The 19,082-nt window shown below is 68.6% G+C and carries 21 protein-coding genes and 2 pseudogenes; 3 read left to right on the top strand and 20 right to left on the bottom strand.

Features of this window, described 5'->3' with window-relative positions:
• Positions 1 to 19: 19 nt before the first annotated feature.
• From FGD71_RS16215 to FGD71_RS16185, 7 genes and pseudogenes are all read right to left on the bottom strand, one after another.
• The gene (locus tag FGD71_RS16215; RefSeq protein WP_119101165.1) at positions 20 to 853 is read right to left on the bottom strand and encodes a transposase family protein; all 834 of its coding nucleotides are present in this window, start codon (positions 851 to 853) and stop codon (positions 20 to 22) included.
• 70 nt (positions 854 to 923) lie between these two features.
• Positions 924 to 1,388, bottom strand: coding sequence for a hypothetical protein (locus FGD71_RS16210; RefSeq protein WP_119101221.1), 465 nt, complete (start codon positions 1,386 to 1,388; stop codon positions 924 to 926).
• A 187-nt stretch (positions 1,389 to 1,575) separates the two neighbouring features.
• Positions 1,576 to 1,854 carry a hypothetical protein gene (locus tag FGD71_RS16205; protein WP_119101164.1) on the bottom strand — a complete coding sequence of 93 codons (279 nt, stop codon included), beginning with the start codon at positions 1,852 to 1,854 and terminating at the stop codon, positions 1,576 to 1,578.
• A 526-nt stretch (positions 1,855 to 2,380) separates the two neighbouring features.
• Positions 2,381 to 2,731, bottom strand: a complete 351-nt coding sequence (locus FGD71_RS16200; protein ID WP_119101163.1) for a helix-turn-helix domain-containing protein — start codon at positions 2,729 to 2,731, stop codon at positions 2,381 to 2,383.
• Positions 2,732 to 2,735: 4 nt separating this feature from the next.
• On the bottom strand, positions 2,736 to 3,902 hold the full coding sequence (locus FGD71_RS16195) for a tyrosine-type recombinase/integrase (RefSeq protein WP_119101162.1): 1,167 nt from the start codon (positions 3,900 to 3,902) through the stop codon (positions 2,736 to 2,738).
• A gap of 81 nt (positions 3,903 to 3,983) precedes the next feature.
• On the bottom strand, positions 3,984 to 4,418 hold the full coding sequence (locus FGD71_RS16190; protein WP_119101161.1) for a hypothetical protein: 435 nt from the start codon (positions 4,416 to 4,418) through the stop codon (positions 3,984 to 3,986).
• Positions 4,369 to 5,285: pseudogene (locus tag FGD71_RS16185) on the bottom strand (IS5 family transposase). The gene FGD71_RS16190 and the pseudogene FGD71_RS16185 overlap by 50 nt, the downstream one beginning before the upstream one ends.
• 410 nt (positions 5,286 to 5,695) lie before the next feature.
• On the opposite strand from FGD71_RS16185, the gene FGD71_RS16180 reads away from it, so the two are divergent.
• Positions 5,696 to 6,457, top strand: coding sequence for a PIG-L deacetylase family protein (locus FGD71_RS16180; RefSeq protein ID WP_119101159.1), 762 nt, complete (start codon positions 5,696 to 5,698; stop codon positions 6,455 to 6,457).
• A 49-nt stretch (positions 6,458 to 6,506) separates the two neighbouring features.
• Here FGD71_RS16180 and FGD71_RS16175 read toward each other — a convergent pair whose 3' ends face one another.
• The 4 genes and pseudogenes from FGD71_RS16175 to FGD71_RS16160 all read right to left on the bottom strand — a co-directional run bounded on the left by FGD71_RS16175 (position 6,507) and on the right by FGD71_RS16160 (position 10,680).
• Positions 6,507 to 6,953: a nitroreductase family deazaflavin-dependent oxidoreductase gene (locus tag FGD71_RS16175; protein WP_119101158.1), complete on the bottom strand. Its 447-nt coding sequence runs from the start codon at positions 6,951 to 6,953 to the stop codon at positions 6,507 to 6,509.
• 60 nt (positions 6,954 to 7,013) lie between these two features.
• Positions 7,014 to 7,452: pseudogene (locus FGD71_RS16170) on the bottom strand (VOC family protein).
• A 933-nt stretch (positions 7,453 to 8,385) separates the two neighbouring features.
• Positions 8,386 to 9,234, bottom strand: coding sequence for an SDR family NAD(P)-dependent oxidoreductase (locus FGD71_RS16165; protein WP_119101157.1), 849 nt, complete (start codon positions 9,232 to 9,234; stop codon positions 8,386 to 8,388).
• A 6-nt stretch (positions 9,235 to 9,240) separates the two neighbouring features.
• Positions 9,241 to 10,680: a pyridoxal phosphate-dependent decarboxylase family protein gene (locus FGD71_RS16160; RefSeq protein ID WP_119101156.1), complete on the bottom strand. Its 1,440-nt coding sequence runs from the start codon at positions 10,678 to 10,680 to the stop codon at positions 9,241 to 9,243.
• Positions 10,681 to 10,849: 169 nt separating this feature from the next.
• Between FGD71_RS16160 and FGD71_RS16155 the strand changes: the two genes are divergently transcribed.
• A complete protein-coding gene (locus FGD71_RS16155) occupies positions 10,850 to 11,365 on the top strand; it encodes an Lrp/AsnC family transcriptional regulator (protein WP_119101155.1) in 516 nt (171 codons plus the stop codon).
• A 686-nt stretch (positions 11,366 to 12,051) separates the two neighbouring features.
• Here the strand turns inward: FGD71_RS16155 and FGD71_RS16150 are convergent.
• The 4 genes from FGD71_RS16150 to FGD71_RS16135 all read right to left on the bottom strand — a co-directional run bounded on the left by FGD71_RS16150 (position 12,052) and on the right by FGD71_RS16135 (position 14,051).
• Positions 12,052 to 12,606, bottom strand: a complete 555-nt coding sequence (locus FGD71_RS16150) for an RNA polymerase sigma factor (protein ID WP_119101154.1) — start codon at positions 12,604 to 12,606, stop codon at positions 12,052 to 12,054.
• Between the two features lie 244 nt (positions 12,607 to 12,850).
• Positions 12,851 to 13,309 carry a formyltransferase family protein gene (locus tag FGD71_RS50185; RefSeq protein WP_420878307.1) on the bottom strand — a complete coding sequence of 153 codons (459 nt, stop codon included), beginning with the start codon at positions 13,307 to 13,309 and terminating at the stop codon, positions 12,851 to 12,853.
• Positions 13,310 to 13,368: 59 nt separating this feature from the next.
• Positions 13,369 to 13,659, bottom strand: a complete 291-nt coding sequence (locus tag FGD71_RS47980) for an MmcQ/YjbR family DNA-binding protein (protein WP_119101152.1) — start codon at positions 13,657 to 13,659, stop codon at positions 13,369 to 13,371.
• Positions 13,656 to 14,051 (bottom strand): MmcQ/YjbR family DNA-binding protein, encoded by a 396-nt coding sequence (locus FGD71_RS16135; protein ID WP_119101151.1) that lies wholly within the window; start codon positions 14,049 to 14,051, stop codon positions 13,656 to 13,658. Before FGD71_RS16135 ends, FGD71_RS47980 begins: the two co-directional genes overlap by 4 nt.
• 111 nt (positions 14,052 to 14,162) lie before the next feature.
• On the opposite strand from FGD71_RS16135, the gene FGD71_RS16130 reads away from it, so the two are divergent.
• Positions 14,163 to 15,116 (top strand): helix-turn-helix domain-containing protein, encoded by a 954-nt coding sequence (locus FGD71_RS16130; RefSeq protein ID WP_420878305.1) that lies wholly within the window; start codon positions 14,163 to 14,165, stop codon positions 15,114 to 15,116.
• A 128-nt stretch (positions 15,117 to 15,244) separates the two neighbouring features.
• On the opposite strand, the gene FGD71_RS16125 is transcribed toward FGD71_RS16130, so the two are convergent.
• The 5 genes from FGD71_RS16125 to FGD71_RS16110 form a co-directional block, all read right to left on the bottom strand.
• Positions 15,245 to 15,628 carry a YybH family protein gene (locus tag FGD71_RS16125; RefSeq protein ID WP_244951215.1) on the bottom strand — a complete coding sequence of 128 codons (384 nt, stop codon included), beginning with the start codon at positions 15,626 to 15,628 and terminating at the stop codon, positions 15,245 to 15,247.
• 176 nt (positions 15,629 to 15,804) lie between these two features.
• On the bottom strand, positions 15,805 to 16,785 hold the full coding sequence (locus FGD71_RS16120) for an alcohol dehydrogenase catalytic domain-containing protein (protein WP_181359218.1): 981 nt from the start codon (positions 16,783 to 16,785) through the stop codon (positions 15,805 to 15,807).
• 370 nt (positions 16,786 to 17,155) lie between these two features.
• Complete coding sequence (locus tag FGD71_RS16115; RefSeq protein WP_119101147.1) at positions 17,156 to 18,064, bottom strand: SDR family oxidoreductase; 909 nt, start codon at positions 18,062 to 18,064, stop codon at positions 17,156 to 17,158.
• 89 nt (positions 18,065 to 18,153) lie between these two features.
• Positions 18,154 to 18,300 carry a hypothetical protein gene (locus FGD71_RS47410; RefSeq protein WP_162931144.1) on the bottom strand — a complete coding sequence of 49 codons (147 nt, stop codon included), beginning with the start codon at positions 18,298 to 18,300 and terminating at the stop codon, positions 18,154 to 18,156.
• Between the two features lie 299 nt (positions 18,301 to 18,599).
• Entirely contained in the window at positions 18,600 to 19,079 is a 480-nt protein-coding gene (locus FGD71_RS16110; protein ID WP_119101146.1) for a MarR family winged helix-turn-helix transcriptional regulator, read from the bottom strand.
• Positions 19,080 to 19,082: the final 3 nt, after the last annotated feature.

The following is a 19,082-nucleotide window of genomic DNA, read 5'->3' as shown; positions in this document are numbered from 1 at the left end:
CTACGGCGAAGATCGTCGGTCAGCGTGCGACCTCGATGTTGGTCAGCACAAGCAGGGCGCGCAGGAGCGCAGTTGCGTGACGCACGTGCAGGCGAAGCTTGGTGATGATGCGCCAGTTCTTCAGGTGCGCGAACGCGTGCTCGCAGACCGCGCGCACGGACGCGATCAGCTTGTTGACCTGCTTCTTCGCCGGTGTGAGCGGCTTGGTGCGGGCGTCCTTGTAGCCGGTGATGACTACGGGGTTGTCCGGGTCGTCATCCAGGCCGGTGAAGCCGAGGTCGCCGATGGCGCCCAGCTCGTGGGACCGCAGGTGCTCGACGAGCTTGGTGTAGCGGGCGGTGGTGATCTCCGAGGAGCGTCCCGGGCGGGCGGCGGACAGCCACAGCAGGCGGCCCTTGTCGTCGGTGAGCGCGAGGAAGAGCAGGCCGTGGGCCTTGTGTTTCCCGCTGTAGTTGCGACGGTTGTCCGCTCCGGTGCGGCGCCGGGTGGGGATGAGGGTGCCGTCGATCAGGACGACGTGGCCGCCCTTTCGGGTGACTTTCTTCAGCGCCCGGTCCAGTCGTGGGGCTCGCGTGGCGAGCAGTTCGATCACCTCCATCACCCAGCGGCGCACCGTGGTCGCGGAGATGCGGTTGCCGCCCGCCATGTCGGCAAGCCGCTGGTCATGGCGGAGAATGGCTAGGACGATCGTGGCGATCTTCCCGGGCGGGAGCTTGCGCCACCGCGAGCGGATCTTCTTCAAATGGCCGCGCAGCAGGTCGCCGAGGAAGGTCAACGTGGCCGTGGACAGCTGCAGGCTGGACTGGTAGACAACCGTCTCAGTGCCCCTGGCGGTGCTGGTCTTGTTTCGCATACGACATCAATTGCCGCCGGGAGCACGGACGTTACGGCGCGAACGGCATGTTGTGAGTGCCGGGGCACGTTCACGGTGTGGTGGTGAACTTCCCGTCGGTCAACTTGCGCAGCCAGCCCCGCTCGGCCAGCCGGTTCAGCTTCGCGCGCATCGCCTCCGAGCGGGCCGGCTTGGTGGATATCCCCAGTTCGGCGCAGACCTGCTTGACCATCACCGGCGCATCCGCACGCCGCACCACATCCATGATCCGCTGATAGTCCTCGGGCAGGACCGCCTCGTCCATGCCGCGCTCGCGCTGCGACACTAGCAGCACAACACGGCCCGCGACCTGCCCGGCAGCCTGCGCCAGTGTCGCTTCCCGTTCCGTCTCGACGTGCAGCCGTTCGACCAGCCGACGTGCGACCCGCTCGGCGACGGCGAGCTCCTCCAGTTCGTCGCGCACCTCTTGAAGCTGCTGGCTCAACTTCTCTGCCTGAGCCTCCAGTTCGGCCCTGCGGACCGTGATCAGCTCCCGAAGGCCCGGTTCCGCATCCATGGCCACCTGATGCACCTCCCGTCCGGATCGTACGGACAGGCGCCTCGCTCGCGCCGGGGAACCCGTGGATCCGCGATCACCGAAACAGCAGACAATCTTGAGCTCCGACAACCGCCCACAATCAGCAGGAGTACACGATCAACAGCTCACACCAGCCCCGTGACCAGCGACTTTAAGGTGATGGACCTTAAGTAGCGAAGAGTCCAAGGCCAAGAATCCAAGCCTCACAGACAAGACCGATAATCCCCCAGTATTGCATCGGAATGCCATAGAGGCTGTGCTCCGCGTCCCAATCCCATTTCCACTCGTCGTTCAAGAGCCGGCCAGCAACCGCTATCGTGACTGCCGCCAACGTCATGCCTATCCAGGCGCCATTGGATCCCGCGATCAGATAGCCAGCCCCGATCCCCACGCCGTAAATGACGAGCGCGACGACACCCAAGCCTTCAAAGAAGATGGGTAGCACTGCAAACCCTCCGGGTCTCCCGCGTCGACGACGCTCAACGTCTCTGCCTGCGCCTCCAGTTCGGCTCTGCGGGCCGTGATCCGTTCACGGAGGTCCGGCTCCGCTTCCCTAGCCACCTGCACGCACCGCCTGCCCGGATCGTACGGACAGGCACCACACTCACGCCAGGGAACCCGTGGATCCGCGATCACCGAAACAGCAGACAATCTTGAGCTCCGACAACCGCCCGCGACCAGCAGGAGTACACGATCAACAGCTCACACCAGCCCCGTGACCAGCGACTTCAAGATGGTGAATCTTCATTCATCATCCTCGCTCAGGCGCAGGGCGATGCGGCAGCCCCGGCAGGTGCCGTCCGCGCCCACGACCGCCGGCCAGCCGCACCGGCGGCAGACGTCGTTGTGAAGCCGTCCCTGCGCGACCCGGTAGCGGCCGTCCCGGCATCCGGGGCACAGGCCGCGGGCGGTGACCGGTCCCCAGGCCGCGCACAGGGCGCACGACGCTGGCAACTTCGGGCGCTGCATGGTCAGTTGGGCGGCAGCGGGCGGCGCTGGCCGACCGCGCCGCCCGTCTGCTTCGGTACGGGACGGCTGCCGCTGCCTGCGCGTGGATGTTCACCGACGGCCTGGGGCCGGTCCCCTTCCTCGGTCTGCTCGGCCGCGACCGGCTCCGCCGTCATCAGGTCCGCGACCGTGCAGTTGAGGGCGGCACAGATCATGTCGAGATCATCGAGCCGTACGGTCACCGGCTTGCTCGACCACAGCGCGCACACCTTGTTCAGCGAGGGTGTGAACCCGACCTGCTCGAACGCGGTCTTCAGATCACTGGGCCGCCAGATGTCCCGCTTCGCCGCCACCCAGCGCAGATTCCACTTCACGGCCTCACACCTCCCCGCTCAGCCGGCGTACGGCGCGCCGGGACGACTCCAGACTCGCGCGCTCCGGATCCCCCTTCGCCGTCGCCAGATAGCCCACCGTGGTGGTCGGCCACTCGTGCCCCAGCAGCACCTGAACATCCCAAAGCGGCATTCCGTCCTCATAGTTGTGGGTCGCGCACGCGTGGCGCAGCAGATGCGGGAAGAGCACGGTCACCGTGCCCTTTAGGTGCGCGAGCGAGGCCCGGCGCAGCGAACGGCGGAAGGTGTCGGCACACATCGCCGGCGCGATCGGCAGGTCCGCTCCCAGCGCGGTCGGCAGCCGCTCGGACGGGAACAACGGGGCATACGGATCAAGACAGTTGTCCGGGAACAGGCCCCGGACGTTCTCGACGTACCACCACAGCAGCGCGCGCCCCTCGGCGAACATGAACGCCTCCCGCTCGCGCGGCCCGGACCCGCGGGCTCCCTTGCCCCGGACCAGGAAGCGGCCCCACTGGCCGCTGTCCCAGTGCAGGTCCCCGAGCCGGACCAGGCACAGCTCGGTGGCGCGCGCCCCGGAGAGGTAGGCCGTCTTCGCCATCACGTAGTTGCGGACGGCCACTGGATACTTGCGCGCCGTCTCCAGCTCCTGGCGCCAGGAGCCGAAGAACGCCTTCATCTCGGCCCGCGACGGAGGAATCCGCAGCCCGAAATCCCCCCGGTGGCGCGGCCGGTTGAAGGCGTCGACCGGCGACTCGACCGCCGCGCCGAACCTGCGCAGGATCTCGCCGGCGTACCGCTGTTCCAGGAACGCGAAGTACTGGTCGATACTCGTGATCTTCTTGCGGACCGTGGAATGGGCGCGCTTGCCGGGCCCGGCAAAGTACTGGTCCAGCATCCGCGACGACAGCTCCCACGGTAGAACACCGTGGAAGCTGCAGATCTCGATCACCGGCTGCGCCAGCTGGTTCAGCGTCGTCGCCGCGAGCCCGGCAACATCACGGGCCCAGCAGTACTCGGCGAGAGTGTCCTGGTAGAGCGCCTCCTCGGCCTCGCGGGACGAGGGATGGAAACCACGACGTTGCAGCGTGAGGACGTCCGCCAGGCCCTCTTCCTGCCCCGCGGTCCCGCTCGGCTCGCCGCGTCCACTGATCAGCGTGAAGCGACCGGTATCGGAATCCACCACGGACATGCCAATTACGGAACTGACTCCTGAAATCTGCGAGTTACTGGCACATCTTCACCCATTCGAGTGGCCGACGAGTAGGCGCAGTCAGCTAGGGTGAACAGCTCGAACACTCACAGATCGTCCACCGACGAACCCGTCGACACTCCACTTTCCGGGTTCGGATTCGGTGAGCATGCCTCGGCTGACCAGGCGTTTCAACTTTGCGCGGGTGTTCTCGGTGTGGCGGGGCTCGGTCCCGAGGCCGAGTGCCTGGCAGACGTCCTTGGCGTGCAAGCCGTCCTCGCCCTGTTCAAACAGGGCGAGGATCTGGCGATAGGCCGACGGGAGGGGAGCCGGACCGCCGGTGTCGGTCTCCTCCGCGAGGTCCAGAAGCGTCTCGCGGGTGATCTCCAGCCGTTCCAGGGATCGTTCGGCGGCGGATAGCCGCCCGGTGAGCTGGGTGATCTGTTCGCGCAAGCGGCCGATTTCCTCACGCGCTGCCGCTTGTCGCGCCTCGATCCTGTCGAGCAGTTCTCGCATGCGCACCCCCGCGCGTGTGGGTCCTCATGCCGACGGGTGGCGGATCGCGCCAGGTCAAGGCGGCGGCGTGGGTGAGGCGACGGGCCATGAGATCAGTCATCGACCAGTAGATCATCGAGGCCGAACTGGCCGGCAGAGTGTCGTAGTCGCGGACCAGGCGGCGGTGGAGCATCAGGGTGCCGAAGGTCTGCTCGACCACCCACCGCTTCGGCTCGGGCGCGAACCCGACAGCGTCCGGATCGCGGGGACGACCTGGACGTCGATGCCGAGGCGGGCACCGTGCTCGACCACGGCCTTCTTGAAGCCGGCGTCTACCCACGCCTTGGTCACCGTGGGGTTGTGGGCGGCGACCTTGTCCAGCAGGGCCGTGCCGATGGCGTTGTCGTGGACGTTCGCGGCGACCACGATTACCGCGAGGAGCAGGCCCAGGACGTCGGTGGATATGCCGCGCTTACGGCCCGGGCTCTTCTTGCCCGCGTCCAGGCCAGTCGTGGCGGCGGCCGCGTTGACCGACGCGCGCACGGTCTGGGTGTCCATGACGACCGCGCTGGGATCCTCGTGGCGGCCCTGGCTCTCCCGGGTCTGCCAGCGCAGCAGGTCGTGGATGGTCTGGTCGGTGCCGTCGTCACGCCACTTGGCGAAGTAGTAGTAGACCGCGCCGTACGGCGGGAGGTCGTGCGGCAGGTAGCGCCACTGGCAGCCGGTGCGGGCCTGGTAGAGGATCGCGTTTACGATCTCCCGCATCTCGTAGCGGCCCTCATGGCCACTGACCGACGGGTGCCGCCCCTTCCACGCCGTGATGACCGGCCGGATCAGCTCCCACGCCTCCTCCGGCAGGTCACTGAGATACGGCCCGCGCCCGCCCACGACTACCAGCAGACCGCATCCTCACCAGTCCGCAAGACCCCGATCCAGACATCAACCCATCAACCAGCAACATAGCTAACGAAGGCTCGCGTAACGCCCTCTGAGACTGTGCAGTGAAATCTGAGACCCTACAGCTGGTGCAGGGTCTCACCGCGCACGACATGTCGATCTTGTTCGACCTGCGGGTGTCTGGCTGTCTCACGGGTTGCCACCCCAATATCAGTCTCAAGTTCATGGCATGTCTTCAGCGGCAACCGGGATACCGGTCCGCAGCCCGTGTATTTGGCGGGCCTACCGGCGCTCTGTTCACCCTGACCGGGCTCAGCACCCGGCTCGCTGTCCGCTGGGCCGAGGCTCATCGGCACCTCCAAACGGCGGACGGCGGGCCCTGAACGCGGAAGGATGGCCACATGACATTGCCTGCCCTCCCCGAGGAGTCCTTCCAGCGCGTGCTCTGCGTCGTCGCGCACCCTGACGACATGGAGTACGGCACGTCCGCAGCCGTCGCTCGCTGGACCACGCGCGGCATCGAGGTCGGTTATCTCCTGCTCACCCGCGGCGAGGCCGGCATGCCGAACCCTCCCGAGGAGACGGCACGCCTGCGCGTCGCCGAGCAGCAGGCCGCCTGCGCCGTCGTCGGCGTCGAGCACCTGACCGTCCTCGAACATCCGGACGGCGTGCTCGTCTACGGCCTCGACCTGCGCCGGGACATCTGCCGGGAGATCCGCCGGTTCAAGCCCGACGTCGTACTCGGCACGGGTTACGCGATCGAGACGCCCTATGGCTTCGATCAGGCCGACCACCGCGCGGCCGGGCTCGCGACGCTCGACGCGGTGCGCGACGCGGGCAACCGGTGGGTCTTCCCGGAGCAGGTCGACGACGAGGACCTCGAACCGCACTCCGTGCGGTGGCTCATCGTCCCCGGACTCCCCGGCTTCGGCGCGACCCACGGCGTCGACGTCACGGGTGAGCCGCTGCGCCGCGGCGTCGCCTCGCTCGAGGCGCACGCCGCGTACCTGGCCGCGCTCCCGGACCACCCCGCCCCCGAGGACTTCATCCCGAAGTTCACCGCGATGAGCGGCAAGGCCATGGGCGTCGAGCACGCCGTCCTGTTTCGCGCCCACGACCTGCAGGCACCACCGGAGTTCTTCACCGAAGCCGTGCAGGACTGACTCGGGGTCACCCGGTGACGATGTGCCCGTCAAGATCCTTGAGTCAGGGTCAGTCCTGCGGAGTGAGCAGGACGATCGGGATTTCGCGGTCGGTCTTCTGTGCGTACTCGTCGTACAGCGGGAAGATGCGCGCCATCTGGAGCCAGAGGGGCTCACGTTCGGCCGGGGACGCGACCCGGGCGCGAGCGGTGAACCGACGGCCGCCGACCTGTACCCCGACGCTCGGGTCCGCCTGGAGGTTCTTGAACCACGCCGGATCCTCGTCGGCACCACCTTTGGAGGCGACGACGACGAAGTCCTCGCCTGCGGTGCCGTAGATCAGGCCTGTGCGGCGCGGAATGCCGGTCCTGCCTCCGGTCGTGGCGAGCACGAGCGTGTAGACGCCGTTCGACTCGTGTCCCTCGGTGCCACCCGAGGCCAGATACGTACGAGTCTGCTCAGCGACCCAGTCCCATTGCGAGTCGGTGGCGTGGTCAAGGTCATCGGCGACAGCCATGACGGACGGTCCTTTCTGGAACGGAAGTCTGGTGTGGAACGTACTGACTGGCGATCAACTTCAGTTGAGCTCCTCGACCAGCCCGATGATGATGCCGTCGAGGCCGCGGACGTAGCAGTACCGGTAGATGTCCCCGTACTGCGCCACCTCGCCCACGAGTTCGGCGCCGTGGGCGCGCAGGCGGTTGAGGACGTCGTCGACGGCGTCGACGACTAACGTGACGCGAGGGACGCCCGGGGTGTTCATCGGCGTCCTCGGCGCAATGCTGGTGGCCACCGGCGTGTGGAACGTCGTCAGCTCGAACCGGCCGTGGCCGTCCGGGGTCCGCACGACGGCGTTGTCCGCTCGGACGCCGTCCCAACCCGAGGAGCTGGTCCACACATTCACCCTCGACTGCTGCCTCGCCCTCCAGTTCCAGGCCCAGTTCGACGAAGAACGCGATAGCAGCCGAGAGATCCTCGACCACAACGCCGGCGTGATCCATCCGGTGGATCATCATTCCTCCCGTGTCACACGGCCCGTCGTGGCCGCTCGTGCCCCTGGGACGGAGCTGGCGCGATGTTCTCGACACAACTGCGGCAACCCTCTGCCCGCCGGGTCTGGCCTGGGCGAACACCCGCAGGGCGCTGCCCTGGCGTGGAGAGGGCTGGGGAGAGGGTCTCCGGGTGCGGGCGGGGGTGGATTCGGCTCGCCAGCGGTGCTCGCCACGGGGCGCTCCAGGATGGTGGGGCGGAACTGTCCAGCCGTTCACCTTCTACAGGTGTCGATCCGGGCGACGGTAACGTCGGCGCCGTCGGGTTTGGCCGAGCCGTGATCCCACCGTGAGGGCGCCAGCTGTGACTTCGATCGATGGTTGGCCCCGTGCCCTCGGGCATCGACGATGTCAGCGGGCTGCGCCGATTTGCAGTTGGCCCCCGCGAGGATCGAAAGCTGGCCCCAGCGAGTTCCCCACCTTCTGGGGTTGGGTCTCTTTGAAAAGGGCTCTGTCCGCAGCTCCGTGTACCCCCATTTCAGGAGCGTTCTACGCATCGGGTCGGGGCATCGCTCCAGCTCATGGGCGGCCGGCTGAGGTCCGCCGGCCGCCCACGCACCTCACCGCGTGACAGGAACGTTCCAACCTGGCAGCAGTTCCAAGGGCAGGATCTGACGACTGCCGGCCGCAGGGAGCTCCGTAGGAAGTGCAGGGCCGTGGATTTTCAGCACCAGGCGTTAAGGGTCAACTACCGGTTCTTCGGCAGTGGCCCGCTGGGTCTTGAAGCCGAGGCATACGTCAGCAGCCACGCGCCCGGCGGACTGAGCAGAGGACCTCGAACCGTGTCTCTCGCGGAACGAGGCCCTCCGTACCTGCCCAGCGCCCCCGGGGGCTCCGCAAGACGGACTTGAGAGCGGTGGCTCCGCCTCTTCCGGTCGACTGTCAAGGGCGGCCGGGGACTCACTGCTGGGCGGGGTTCTGGTATCGCGGGGCGAGTGTGCCGGTGGACGAGGAGCGGAGCCCGAATTCCGCCGCGACGATGCGATCCACCGCCTCGCCGTCGACCAGTCCGGGCACGCACACGACCTCGCCGGTTTCCAAGGCCCTCAGCGAAGCGGTCACCACGTCCTCGGCGGGCATGCCTCCGTCGTCGTGTACTCGCGATACATCACCGGCTACCGGATCCTGGCCCTGGGTGAGATGGAACTCGGTTGCCGTCAGCCCGGGGCACAGCACCTGGACACGAACCGGCGCACCGTCCAACTCTGCGGCGAGGGTTCGGCTGAAGGTGACTACATACCCCTTGGTGCCTCCATAGACCGCCCGCACCGGCAGAGGGTCCGGCGGAAGCGAACCGGCGAAGGCGAGGGTGGAAGCCACATTCACCACGGCGCCGCGGCCGCGTGCCAGCATGCCCGGCACGGCTGCACGAGCGAGCCGGGTGAGCGCCACCACGTTCACGGCCATCACCTTCTCCAGCAGTGCTGTATCGGTCTCGGCGAAGGGGCCGTAGCCGTTGATGCCCGCGTTGTTCACCAGCAGCTCGACGTCGTCCTCGGCGGTTCGCCGGGCAACCCGATCCAGGTCACCGGCATCGCCCAGATCCGCGACGACGGTTTCCACTCGTACGTCGTGCTGCCCGGTCAGCTCCGCGGCAAGTGCGCGGAGACGCTCTTCGCGACGCGCCACCAGCACCAGATCGTGACCATCCGCAGCGAGCCGACGTGCGTAGGCCGCACCGATGCCCGAGGAGGTACCGGTCACGATGGCTGTTCCCCTGGCGGGAAGGGATTCGGGATCCAGGGCCATCGCTGGCTACGCGGTGGTGTGGCGCTTGACCTCGGCAGTGATGATCTGCAGCGCCTCGGCGATGCGGTCGTGGTGGGTGCGGTGGGAGACCACGCACACGCGCAGGGTGTAGCGGCCGTCGACGACCGTGCTGGAGAGCACGATGCGCCGGTGGCCGTTGATCCGCTCCAACAGACGGCGGCTGGCTTCGTCCGCCAGCTCGGCGGCGGCCGGGCCGGCGTCAGCGGGACGGACGCGGAAGATCACGGTGGACAGGTCCGGGCGCTGCGGGACCTCCAGCTCCGCGACGCCGGACAGCGTGTCGTGGACGTGTTCGGCCAGGTCGAGCTTCTCGTCCAGAGCCTCGCGGAAGACGTCCACCCCGTGCAGGTGCAGGGGAAGCCAGGCCCGCAGACCACGGATCTCGTGGGTCAGCTCGGGCCCGAGCTGACCGGAGTCCGGGACGCTCCCCGCCGCCCCCATGTCCTGGAGGTAGCTGCCGGTGCCGTCGTGCGCGGCGTGCAGGGCGGCGATGTCGCGGACGACCAGGGCGCCGGTGCCGAACGGCATGAACAGGGTCTTGTGCGGGTCCAGAGTGATCGAGTCGGCCTCCTCGAAACCGCCGAGGCGCTCTGAGCCGCGCGCGGTGAGCCGGAAGAAGCCTCCGTAGGCCGCGTCGATGTGGAACCACACATCCTCGCGGCGGGCCAGGTCGGCCAGCTGAGGCAGCGGGTCGACTGTGCCGGTGTCGGTGGTGCCGGCGGTGGCCACCAGCAGGAACGGCCGCAGCCCGGCGTCCCGGTCGGCGCGGATCATCGCGGCGGCGGCCTCCGGGTCCATCCGCAGGTCCGGGGTGTGCGGCACGGTACGTATGTGAGCCGCGCGGATGCCGGCGAGGCGGGCGGCCTTGGCGACGGAGTGGTGGGCGAAGGCGGTGGTGTAGACGGTGCCGCCGGCGAGATCCTCGCCGAGCCTGTCGTGCCGGGCGGCGACCGTCGCGGAGAACGTGGCCATCGAGCCACCGCTCGTCAGCAGGCCGCCGCTGCCCTCCGGGAGGCCGCAAACATCGCGGGCCATCCAGCGGATCACACTCTCCTCCAGCGCGGCGAGGGCCGGAGCCACCGAGGCCAGGCCGCCGTAGCGGTTGACGGCACGGTTGTAGAACTCGGCGAGCGCGGCCGAGTACAGACCGCTGCCCGGGATGTACGCCAGATGGCCGGGCCCGGCGGTCTCCAGAGCGCAGTCGGCGGCCTCGTCCAGGCGCGCGAGCAGGGCCCTCAGGTCGCCGCCCCGGTCGGGCGGGGGTGCCAGGAAGGACTCCACAAGCTCGGCCTCGGCCCGCGGCGACAGGGGGCTGGTCGCGGGGCGGGCCGCGAGCTTTTCAGTGCGGTCGACGACACGGTCCAGGACGAGACGGCCCATCTCGGTCATCGCGGCGCGGTCGGGTTCCAGGGGGAAGGGATGCATGAGGCAGTCCGATGTGCGTGAGAGGAGTACGGAAGCGACGGGTCCGGCGTACCGGCCGGAGCGCGTGACCAGGATGCGCCGGCAAGGGCCGCATGCGATGGCGCAATCAGTGCCCGGATGGCTCTGCGGCGCAGGATTGTTCGCCGATGCGGCCGCTACGCTGCATTTCATGCCACGCCCCCTGTATGACCGCATCGACCGGGCGATCCTGGACCACCTCCAGCGCCACGGCCGCACCCCCAACGTCGACCTCGCCGAGGCCGTACGCCTGTCACCCTCGTCCTGCCTGCGCCGCACCAAGGCGCTGGAGGAGGACGGGGTCCTGGCCGGCTACCGGGCCGATCTGGAACGCGAGCGCCTCGGCCTCGGGCTGACGGTGTTCCTCTCCCTCAAGGTCGAGCACTCCCGCACCACCTCCCAAGTGGTCGAAGAGGCACTCAAGGCGATCGAGCACGTGGTCGCCTGCCACGTGGTCTCCGGCGATGCCGACTTCTTCGTCGAACTCGCCGTGCCGGACCTGCGCACCTTCGAGAGAGTGCTCACCGACCAGATCCTGGCCATCGGCCCTATCCGCGACGCCCGCAGCACCTTCTGCATCCGCACCGTCATCGACCGCGGTCCGCTACCCCTCACCTCCTGGCCTGCCCCACGCCCGTCCGACGTTCAGCGGCGACAACCTGGTTGATGAGTTCGCCAAGTCCCCGGTGGTAGGGAGTGGTTCTGTGCTTGATGCGGTGCTGCACTGCCTCCGCCTGTTTGCCTCCCATGTCGAGGGAGCTGATGGACGGGAAGCGGATCAAGATACTGGGCCCGAGTTCGCCACTCGCTGCCGGTGAGCCGTGACCAGATGATGTTGGACACGCGTGCATGAATCAGCTGGTCAGGGATGGTGTGACGGCCTGTTTGTCTCGGGAGTGAGGCGGTCAGGCTCGCCCACTTTTCAGGACTGAGGGTCCAGTCCGAGTGGCTCATGCGGCGTGCGCGGTAGTTCACCGGCGATTCGATCTGAGCGATGTGTCTGCCGACCCGTTCGAGGGAAACGGAGAGGTCTTCGGTCCGGTAGCGGTAGCGGCTGCGGGAATGAAGCTTGCGTTGTTGGACGGGCACTTGGTGCCAGGAATCGGGGATTCCAAGGAAGCGTGCGGCCTCCCCAAGTTGCAGGCCGGTGGCGATCTGCACCAGTTGGACGGCGGCGAAGCGTGGGTAGGTGATGCTGCGTCCCATCGCCTTCGGTGAGGTGTCATGGACTGCGAGACGAAACCAGTCGTCCGGCAGCCACTGAGGGATGTGCTCTGGCAGGTAGCCGGAAGTTGTCGAGGTCGGAGACCAGTTCGTCGGCGCCTGGGAAGTCGAGAAGGTCGTCGCGTTCGGTCATGCCAGGTCTCCGGTCAGGTCGAAGGGCGTGCCCGAGCGCATGCGGTTGCGGGTGTGGTGCAGACGGGTGCGGGCCGTCGCGGCGGGAATACCGGCCACGTCCGCGGCCTCGCTGGGCGTCAGCTGCTCCCAGGCGACCGGGAGCAGTAGTTCCCGTTCGTCGGCGGGGAGCTGAGCGAGGAGCTCGCGCAGCCTGGGGGCCACGGCGGCCGTGACGAGCCGGTCGTCCACGGCTTCCCAGGGGGCGTCGTCCCCGGAGGCCCGCGGGGTGCCCGGGCGGGCCGCCGCGACCAGCCGCCAGTGAGCAAAGAGCGCGTTCCTGGCCACGCCGAACAGCCAGGCCCGTACGGAGCCGCGGGCCGGGTCGAAACCGTGTCGCGTCGCGTAGGCCTGGAGCCACAGCCCGGCTAGCAGATCGGCGGCGGCTCCGGGCGTACGGCGCGCGAAGTAGCCGTGCAGGGCTGTCGAATGGCGCTCCATCAGCGGCTCGAAGGAGGCTAGGTCGCGTGCCGTACGGTCCAGCAGCTGCTTGTCGTCCGGGCCGGTGGTCATGGGACCTGCGTTTGCGGAGCGCCGGTCGGCGGTCTCACCCCCTACTTGGCGAAAGCCACCGACAGCCATCGCGCCCCCGACCGCCCCCCGGGTCGCCTCGTCGGATTGCCCGGGCCCCGCCGGGGGTTTTCAGGTGGAACTCGGTAGGCCCTGCGCCAAAGCATTCCCCGGCTCAGCGTTGGCCGGTCCCCGGCCACAGCCCACGGGATGTCAAGTCCGGCCGTACGTGGATCGTCCGGCGCGGTCAGGAAAGCGCTCGCAACCGGCAGTCTGGCTGGTCTCCTGACACGTCCGTGCCTGGCGGCTTCGGGGAATCTGGATGTCCTCCCCGCAGGTAAGCCACTCTGGCTGTGTCGGTGAGTTGCTCTGGCACAGATCTTGGCGAGCAGTCGCCGATGGTCACTGTGGTTGGCTGGCTCTCTGGCGGCGCCTGACGGGCCGGGCGATGGTTCGCAAGGGGGACGGGGGATCGGTCAGGGGGGTGGTCCAAGGCCATGGTTTGCACGGTGGTCGGGAGGAGGAGGTGCTCGGTGCGAAGGATGCGAGCGGCCAGCGTCTTGGGGGTGTCGTCGGGCACGACCGGGACTTGTCGCTGGGCGATGACAGGCCCTTCGTCGTGGTTCGTGGTCACGTGGTGGACCGTGGCCCCCAAGACGGGGTCGCCGCTGGCCAGCACGGCTTCATGGACGCGCTGCGCGTCCATGCCGGGACCGCCGTGGCGGGGCAGCAGCGCCAGGTGAATGTTGATGGTGCGGCCGTTGGTCAGCCGCTTCGTGATGCCCCGCCGGGCCCCAGCGAGATCCAGTGCCTCTTGTCGAGATAGCGGCCCGGGGTGATCGAGGCGTAGCCGCACTCCAGTGCCCGCGCGTGCTCGGGCTCGCACTTGACCGTGATGATCTGTTCGTCCGGGTCGTCGGTGACGATCAGGAACACCTTGTCCGCGACCTTGTAGACGTCGAGTCCGGGGGTGAAGGGGCGGCCGTGGCTGACGTCGGGCAGGGCGAGGGCCGCCTTGCGGGCGGTGTCCTGGAGACGGCCACCGGCCGCGCTCACCGGGCCGCCCGCGTGCTGGTGCCGTAGGTGCTCGGGTCGACGGGCTGCCCGGCCTTGGGCAGGTGGGCGACGACGAGCAGGTAGGAGTCGGCGACGAGTTCTCTGACGAGCTTCTTGTCGACGCCTGTCCCGCCCTCCAGCGTGATCCAGTGCCTCTTGTTCATGTGGTAGCCGGGGGTGATGTGGCTGTACTGCTCCCGCAGGGCGTGGGCCTCGCCAGGGTCCGCCTTGAGGATCACGACGGGGCGCCCGGGGACCTCGGTCATCAGCATGAACACCTTGCCTCGTACCTTGAAGACCTCCCAGTCCGGGCCGAAGGGATGTTCCAGCTGGGCTCCGGGAAGTTCCTCCGCGCACTCGGCGGCGAACGTCCGCAGGGTCGATCCGTTCATGAGTATTTCCTTCCTCGGGTGGTGGCGGGCAGGGGCGTCGGCCAAGGACGCGGACGGCACGCCCCATCCTTTCCAGCGACGCGGGCAAAACGGGCGGTAAACTGCGGACACGTGATGGTCGGCAAGCGACACCCCAGGCGGTCTCCAGGCGTCGGACGCAGCGGGCAGGCCGTTCAGGCCGCAGTTCCGCTGTACGGCTTCCAACCCCCGGTCGGCACTCCGTACGGCCTTGAGGTGAGCACCGTCGAGGACTTCTTCGCCGAGCACGACGACTGGCCGTGGAACCCGCCCCGTCCGGGCCGTGCCACCTTCCACTACCTGATACTCGTCACCGAGGGTGAGCTGCTCCACGATGTCGACCACGTCACGCGGACCGTCGCCTGCGGCCAATGGCTGTGGGTACGTCCCGGGCACGCGCAGTGCTGGCATCCGCCGGGCGCCGCCCGCGGCTTGTTCATCCTGTTCGAGCCGGACGTGCTGACGTCCGACGCCGCCCGCCTGCTGGCCCCGCTCACCGCGCACGAGGCCCCTGCCGTACTGAGCCCGCACCCCGACGACGCGGCCTGGCTGCGGCAGACGGCGCTCCAACTCCTGGACGAACACCGTGCACTGGGGCGGCGCCGGCTCGATGTCCACCACGCCCTACGGCGCAGCCTGCTCGAATCGCTGCTGCTGCGCCTTGCCAACTCCCCGGATGTCACCCCCACCGGCGCGGCTGCGGGCGGCACGGGCCGCAGGGACACGTACGCACGGTTCGTGGACGCCCTGGAGCTGCACTTCCGGGAACTTCACCGGGCTGCGGACTATGCCGGGCTGCTCGGATGTTCGGTTCGCACCCTCAGCCGCGCGGCCCGGGACGCCACCGGCAAGGGGGTGCGTGAGGTCATCGACGAGCGGCGGCTGCTCGAAGCCCGGCGCCTGCTGAGAGGTGGCGGTTGGGACGCCCGGGCTGTGGCCGTCCATCTCGGGTTCACTGATCCCGCGAACTTCGGCCGCTTCTTCCGTGGCCACACCGGTCTCACCCCGGCCGCCTTCACGGCCCGCGAAACCAGGACCGGCATGTGAGGCGGGCGCGGCACAAGCCCGCATCCCCACGGCCTTGATCGCGTCCGGAGCGGGGGGCGGGCCGGGGCCGACCGCCTCCTTCGATCGCTTGCTCACTGGCCGGGGGGTGCTTCACCTTGGATCCCCGGTCAGGACGCGATCGCGCCTGTCGCGGTCTGGGCGAACGCCCAGTTGGAGTGCACGATGCGCCACTCGCCGTCGATCAGCCGGTACGCCTCGGTGGCGTTCCAGGCGCGGAGCTGCCGCTCGTTGCCGTCGAGCACGTAGGTGTTCAGGTTGTAGGCCAGGAGGGCGAAGTCACCGCCGTCGCTGACGTGCACGGCGGGGTTGAGGTACTCGTTGCGCACGATGTGCGGGTTGGAGTAGATCGCCTCGATGTGGGCGACGGTCGCGTCACGGCCGACGACCAGGTCCTTTTCGATCGGGTCGAAGTAGCTGATCTCCTCGGCGTAGTTGTCGAGGTAGCCGCGGTTGTCGCCGACGCTCCACCGCTCGTTGAAGGACTTCTCCAGTTCNGCGTAGTTGTCGAGGTAGCCGCGGTTGTCGCCGACGCTCCACCGCTCGTTGAAGGACTTCTCCAGTTCCAGGATGGTCTTGCTGATTTCTTCCTTGTTGACGTCCATGACAGTCTCCTTTTCGTGCGTGCCGCCGCCGGCCGGTTCCGGCCGGCGGCGGATGGGTGTGTTTCTCAGTCGTCGAGCAGCACGACGTGCTTGCCCGGCGTCGTGCCGGCCTCGACGTCGGCCTGGGCATCGCGAACCTGCTCCAGGCCGTGGTAGGCCTTCGCGACCGGGGCCTTGAGCCGCCCGTCGGCGATGGCTTGCAGTTGCTGCTGGAACACTTGCTCGGGCAGGTCGGTGGCCCCGCCCGCGTAGCTGGTCAGCCGCACCCCGCTGGGGATCATGAACGGGGTGAAGTCGCGGATCGTCCACTGGCCCGCCAGGGCTCCGGTGAAGCAGACGGTGCCGTGGCGGCGGATGGTGCGGAAGGTATCGGCGAGGACCGAGCAGCCCACCAGTTCCAGTACGGCGTCGACGCCGTCCGGTATCAGCTCGCGCACCTGGTCGGCGATGGTGTCGTTGTCGACCAGTGGATGGTCGACACCCAAGGCCCGCAGTTCCCCGGCCCGGTCCGGGCTACGGGTGGTGGACAGCACGGTGGCTCCGAGGTCCTTCGCGATCGTGGCCGCGCTCAGCCCGACCGTGGAGGTGCCGCCGCGGATCAGCAGCGTCTGCCCCGCCTGCAGACCGAGGACCGTGGCGAGGGAGCCGTAGGCAGTCTGGAACATCTCCGGCAGCGCGCCGGCCACTTCCCACGGGAGGCCGGTCTCGAACGGGATGACCTGGCTCGCGGGGACGGTCACATACTGCGCGTACGAGCCGTCGAAGGACCGGCCCATGCCGCCCATCATGGTCGCCACTTGCTGCCCCGGGCGCAGCCCGCTGTCCTCGTCGGCCTGGTCGACCACACCGACGCCCTCGATGCCGGGGATGCGCGGGTAGGTGACCTCCGGGTCCGACTCACCCTTTCGGGTGGTGACCTCGGACTCGTTTACGCCGAACGCCTGCACCTTGATGCGTACCCATCCGGGCTGCGGCTCGGGCATCGGCACCGTGGTGACCTGAAGGGCATCCAGGCCGCCGGGCTGAGTGACGACGACCGCTCGCATCGTCGCAGAGGCGGAGCCTGCGGACGCTGCACGCTTGTCCATGCCAGTTCCTTACGTATCGAGTACGACCCGCAGGGTCGCCACGTTGCGGCCCGCAGCGAGGTGGTCGCCGCAGCACCTCTCGATCTTCTGTCGACATCAGGCGAATCGTTCAGTCAGTTGCGGACATCTGATCGTCAATGGGGGACACCCGGTGAAGCCCCGCCATCGCAGGGCTTCGGGCTCCACATCCCGGCTGGGGAAGCCCTGAGCGCGCACCCCGTCACCCGTTCGGCTCGGCCGGAACGGTTGTGGAGTGGTTCGACCAGGAGGGATAGGCCCGAGGCGTCCTGGTCAGGCCGCCGGTTGGCAAGACCGGGATGCGGGCCGGTCACCGGTGCTGTGCGGTGCCCAGCTCGTCGGTGTACCGGGCGAGGGCGTCCTCGGCCTTGGGGGCGGGGCCGAAGAGCTGCTCCTGACGGCGGGGGTCGGCGACGTAGCGGCCGGTGTCGAACCAGCCGAACATCGCGGCCATGTCCTTTACCACCGGGTTGAAGCGGCCGACGACGGCTCCTGCGGCGCGGACGACGGCGGAGGGGACGGCCCACACCTTGATTTTCTTTCCGGCTCGGCTGCCCATCAGATCGGCCATCTCGCGCATGCTGACCGGACGGTTCCAGCCGATGTCGATGCGCTCGCGGTTGGCGGCCTGGGCGTCGACGGCGGCTGCCAGGTACGCCGCGAGATCGGAGGTGTGGACGAAGGTCAGCGGGACGGTGGCCTTGGCCATCCAGATCAGGCGGCCCTTGTCGAGTGGGTTGCCCGCCATGGTCGCGATCTGGTCGAGGAACGCCCCTGGGCGCAGTGCGACGAAGGGGACGCCGAGTTGTTCGAGTTTGTCCTCGGCGATCTTCTTGTGCCAGAAGTGCGGGACATGGGGTGTCTGGTCGCTGGTGAGGATGCTGGTCAGGACGAACCGTCGGATGCCGGTGCGGTGGGCGGCCTCGGCGAGGTTGGCGTTGCCGACGGTGTCGATGTCGTGCGCGTTCTTGCCGCCGCGGGTGTAGCCGGCGGCGGTGGTGATGACGGCGTCGGCGCCGTTCATGGCGGTGACGAGTGAGTCGAGGTCGAGCATGTCGCCGCGGGCGATCTCGACACCGCGGCTTTCGAGCCTGCTCGCGTCGGTCGTCGGCCGGACCAGGGCGCGGACGTTCTTACCGCGCCCCAGCAGTTCGTCGACGACCTTGCCGCCGAGGGAGCCGGTCGCGCCGACGACGAGGACGGGGAGGGTGGTGGTCATGGGGGTCTCACTTTCCATCAGGTCAGGAGTGGGGGATGGGGTGGGCGGGGCAGGGGGCCGCGGACGTGGGGGCCGTCGGCCCGGGTCGCTCAGAGGGTGGGCCTGTGGTGGGCGGATCCGCGGCGCGGGTCACCGCCGGCCTGCAGGAGCTTGCGGGGGTCGACGGTGAACGAGACGCGGGTGATGCGGCCGTCCTCGATGTGCAGCCTGGCTGGCGACGGGGAAGGGCTCGACATCCCCGTGGGAGGGGGTTGCCCTTTCCCCCGGACGAGTTCCGCCTGCCTGCACCGGGACAGCTCGCGCTCGCCCCTGACGCTGAGGCCCCGCTCAGCCCGTTCTCCCTGACGTACCGGGGAGCGGGGGTCGCGCCACATCCGCTGGCTCGGCTCACCGGGCTTTTTCGACAGTCGCGGAGCCTGGCTCCGTTCAGTACGGGCCTTCGTGCAGCTGAGTGCGCTGCAGCACTGTCCACTTCGCAGGAACGCCGGAAGCGATTTGCACTCCAGGCCGGAACCGGGGTGCAAGCCGAGGGGAGTTACTCAGACTCTTCCCGTGGCAGCGCGCGGCTGTTGATCGCGTCGGCGATGGCGTAGGCCATGTGGACGAAGGACTCTGCCTGCTGCGCCGAGAGGTCCCGTGCGGAGGTCTCCTCCAGGGCCCGCCACATGGCCGCGATGGGCTCGCGCATGGCACGGCCCTTGTCGGTGAGGTGGACGACCATGACGCGCCGGTCGTGTTCGGCAGGCTCGCGGATGAGCAGGCCGGCGTCCTGCATGCGACGCAGGGACTTGGAGACGGTGGAGTGGTCCAGGCCGACGCTTTCGAGCAGTTCTGACTGGGTCTGGCCGTCCCGGTCGAGGAGTTGCATCAGCAGCAGTTCCTGGCCGGGATGCAGGTCCATCTCGCGGAGCATGGCGGCGGCGCGGGCGCGGTGGGCGCGAGCGAGCTGGAAGATCGCGTAGCTCATCGGCCCCTCGCCGGCCGTCGTGGGGGTGCGGGGTGTGGGAGCGGCCATGAT

The sequence above is a fragment of the Streptomyces sporangiiformans genome (assembly GCF_005768555.2).
Classification (GTDB): Bacteria; Actinomycetota; Actinomycetes; order Streptomycetales; family Streptomycetaceae; genus Streptomyces; species Streptomyces sporangiiformans.
Note: the sequence above shows the minus strand (reverse complement) of the source record. Positions and strands in the feature narration are given on the sequence as shown.